The organism is Elusimicrobiota bacterium (genome assembly GCA_041658405.1).
Taxonomy (GTDB): Bacteria; Elusimicrobiota; UBA5214; order JBBAAG01; family JBBAAG01; genus JBBAAG01.
Genome location: JBBAAG010000146.1, coordinates 1 through 3,110, shown reverse-complemented (window position 1 = coordinate 3,110; position 3,110 = coordinate 1). Strand labels below are relative to the sequence as shown.

2 protein-coding genes are annotated in these 3,110 nt (G+C 44.3%); both read right to left on the bottom strand.

Annotation, left to right across the window (positions count from 1 at the left end; all coding sequences use genetic code 11):
- The coding region (locus WC955_13320; GenBank protein ID MFA5860035.1) for a hypothetical protein at positions 1–245 on the bottom strand (245 nt) is incomplete at its 3' end.
- A 35-nt stretch (positions 246–280) separates the two neighbouring features.
- A partial coding sequence (locus WC955_13315) for a fibronectin type III domain-containing protein (GenBank protein ID MFA5860034.1) occupies positions 281–3,110 on the bottom strand: 2,830 nt, incomplete at its 5' end.

The window sequence follows — 3,110 nt, the reverse complement described above, 5'->3', positions numbered from 1 at the left end:
TCATGCTTTACTGCACGCAAGTCCATTACCAAAGGTTTAAAACCCAAAAACTCCAAAGCTGCGGCCGCAAACATTGCCCCTTCCATACAGTGTGCGGTTTTATTTTTTATAACAAAACGCGGGGACATACAAGTGTCCCCGCGTTTTTCAAAATTGAATTTTAACGAATTCAAATAGCCTTGAATTTTTGCCGGGGAATTTAATTCCCGAAATTTTTGCTGTTCGCCTTTGTTAAATCCATTCATTGTTTAAACACTACCTGAAAAAAGATTAAAATTGCCTACTCCAAAACTCTCATGGTTACCAATTCCCCTATCGGCATAAGTTGGTCTGCGGCATTTGCTTTTACAACTTTGGTAAAGTCATTTGGAATATGCCAAGAATTATATACTTCCAAAGACGGGTAACCGTGAAGCATATTGTCTTCGCCGATCCAATAGATTGTTCCGTCTACAACGATATCCGTACCGGGTAAATGAGCTGCTTGCTCATTGTTGAGGTTGTCACCCTTTAATAAAACCTGCAGTTCGGGATTTGTTACCGTCAACACAGAAGACCATTTATGACCTAGGCTTAAGAATACTTTTGCTGAGGTAAAGGCATATCTTTTCTGCTTGGAAATTAGATAAATTGTCGGGTCTTCTTTACTTTTTACCAAACTACCGTCTCCCGGGGTTAGTAATGGACCGTCAGGCAAAGCTAAATCTTCTGCGGTAGGCTCTTTGGCCATTATAAAAGTAAACCCATATGAGCTTAACATTCCGGGATTGGTTATTCCGAAACGTTGATTATTTTTAATCAAATAATAAGTTCCGTCAATATTAATTAAACGAATAACGGCAGAAATAATTTCTTTAATTCCGGGAGTAGACATGGGCGGGATAAAGACAATCGTTCCTGGGGTTGAAGTTGAAATGGTACCACCTGAGCCGCCTCCGCCTGAGCCACCACCACCGGAACCACCTCCACCGGAGCCCCCAGAGAACGGTGTAACCGATACAGTTAGCTGTGCGGTTGCCGAACCGGCGCTGTTAGTGGCAGTTAAAGTATATGTAGTGGTAACCGTTGGGGATACGCTGGCCAAACTTCCGGCCGGTGTTCCAACACCCCCACTGATTGAAACTGTCGGAGTAGGATTGCCCGTTATTGTCCAAGACAAGGCGGTGCTGTCCCCCGCAACAATACTTTCATTACTTGCGGTAAATGATGCTATTACAGGCGGAGTGCTGGTTGGAGTACTACCTCCTCCTACAGTCACCGTTACTTGAGCGGTAGCTGTTCCTCCTGCCCCAGTGGCAGTTAAAGTATATGTAGTGGTAACCGTTGGAGACACAGATCTGGATGATCCGGTAACTGTGCCAACCCCTTGATTAACGGACAGGGATGTGGCGTTAGAGACAGACCAAGTCAAAGTGGAAGACTGTCCGGATGTAATAGAAGTTGGAGACGCGGTGAAGAAAGAAATTACCGGAGATGGAGGAAGAGGCGCAGCTAACGTGGTAAAAGTAAAATCAGAAGAAGTAACAGTATTATTGCTGGCATCAATTGACCTGACTTGAAAATGATAAAATGTTGACGGTGTTAAGTTTGATAAAGTTACCGTGTGGCTGGTGGTCCTTGGATTGCTATTAACAACAGTTGATTGTTGTCCATAAGAAGATGTCAGCCCATAAAAGACTTGGCCATTGGTTGCAACATTAGTATCCCAAGAAATACGTGTTGTAGTGGCAGTAGTATTAGATCCTGTCAAATTAGAAATAACCGGTAAAACAACCTGTGTTTGTGTAGTCCCCGAAACAGAAGAACTTTGCGAAGAAACATTTCCGGCCGCATCGTAAGCTGCAACGGAATAAGTATAAGAGGTAGAAGCGGAAAGACCGGTATCGGAATAACTGGTATTTGCAGTGGTATTAATTTGAGTACCGTTACGGTAAACTCTATATCCAGATACTCCAACAGCATCACTGGAAGCTGACCAGGAAAGATTAATTTGAGAAGTTGATACAGCTGTGGCGGAAAGGTTGGCTGGTACGGACGGGGCTGTGGTGTCGCCTGGAGGAGGAGGGGTTGTACCGCCACCGGAGCCATATTCAAAAGCTCCTAAATCGTAACCTGCGCCCTGTGGCCTTCCAATACCATTATAATCATTGACTACATAACTACTAACAGTATTAAGACCTGCATTAATGGCAGTACTGTTTGCTTGTAAACTTAAATCTGAGGCCGAAACAAACAATGGGTCTGTTGTTTTTGCGCCTGACACAGTGATTCCCCCGCCAGAGGGAACAGTAGCACCATAATAAAGATCATTTTGGCTGTTAAATGTAGCGCCCTGATAAGTTTCTATACCCACGTTAGCGGCTCCTAAACTTCTGTAAATGTTGTTGCGCGATATGACTTGAGCGGTACCTGTAATAGCCATCATTACTCCACCCCCGGTAAGGCCATAGAAGGTGTTGTTGTAGAGATAAACATTACGTGTCCCCCAGGCGAAATACATTCCGCCTGAACCGTTGGTATTCTCACGTAAAATATTGTTATAGATCCAAATGTCCCCGTTGTGTGGAGTGGTATCACCGGTATAAATATGCTCCATGTTCCCGCCATGGAAGTAATTGGAGTGAACATAAATATGATCGACATTCTTTGAACCACTATCCGAGGCACGACTAACGAAAATTGCTCCACCTCGATTATCGCTTCCGGCATATGGAGAATCAAACTCGTTCCACCCCACCGTTACATAATCAATACTCTTGTCACCAGTCACATAGTTTGCATGCGTTTTAATGTAAACGTTATGCTTATAGCTGTCATACCCACAGTTTTTGAACAAATTGCCGAGCACTTGAATTTGCTGGGAATTGTCTACCATAACGACCCCGGTCCAGGCGTCAGCACGCATGTCTTCCATGCTGTTACCAACAACCCGGACATAGTCTCCCCAAATACCGAATGCCTGCGTCCCGCCTAAAATTCGAAGTTTTGCAAAGGTAAAATAATTATACCGGCCATACGGGCTATAGTTTGCACCCCAGGCAACACCACGGTCAGCATTCGTAGCGTTTAGCGTCGGTGTTTCACCAGGATAACCAATAAGAGCTTTGCGT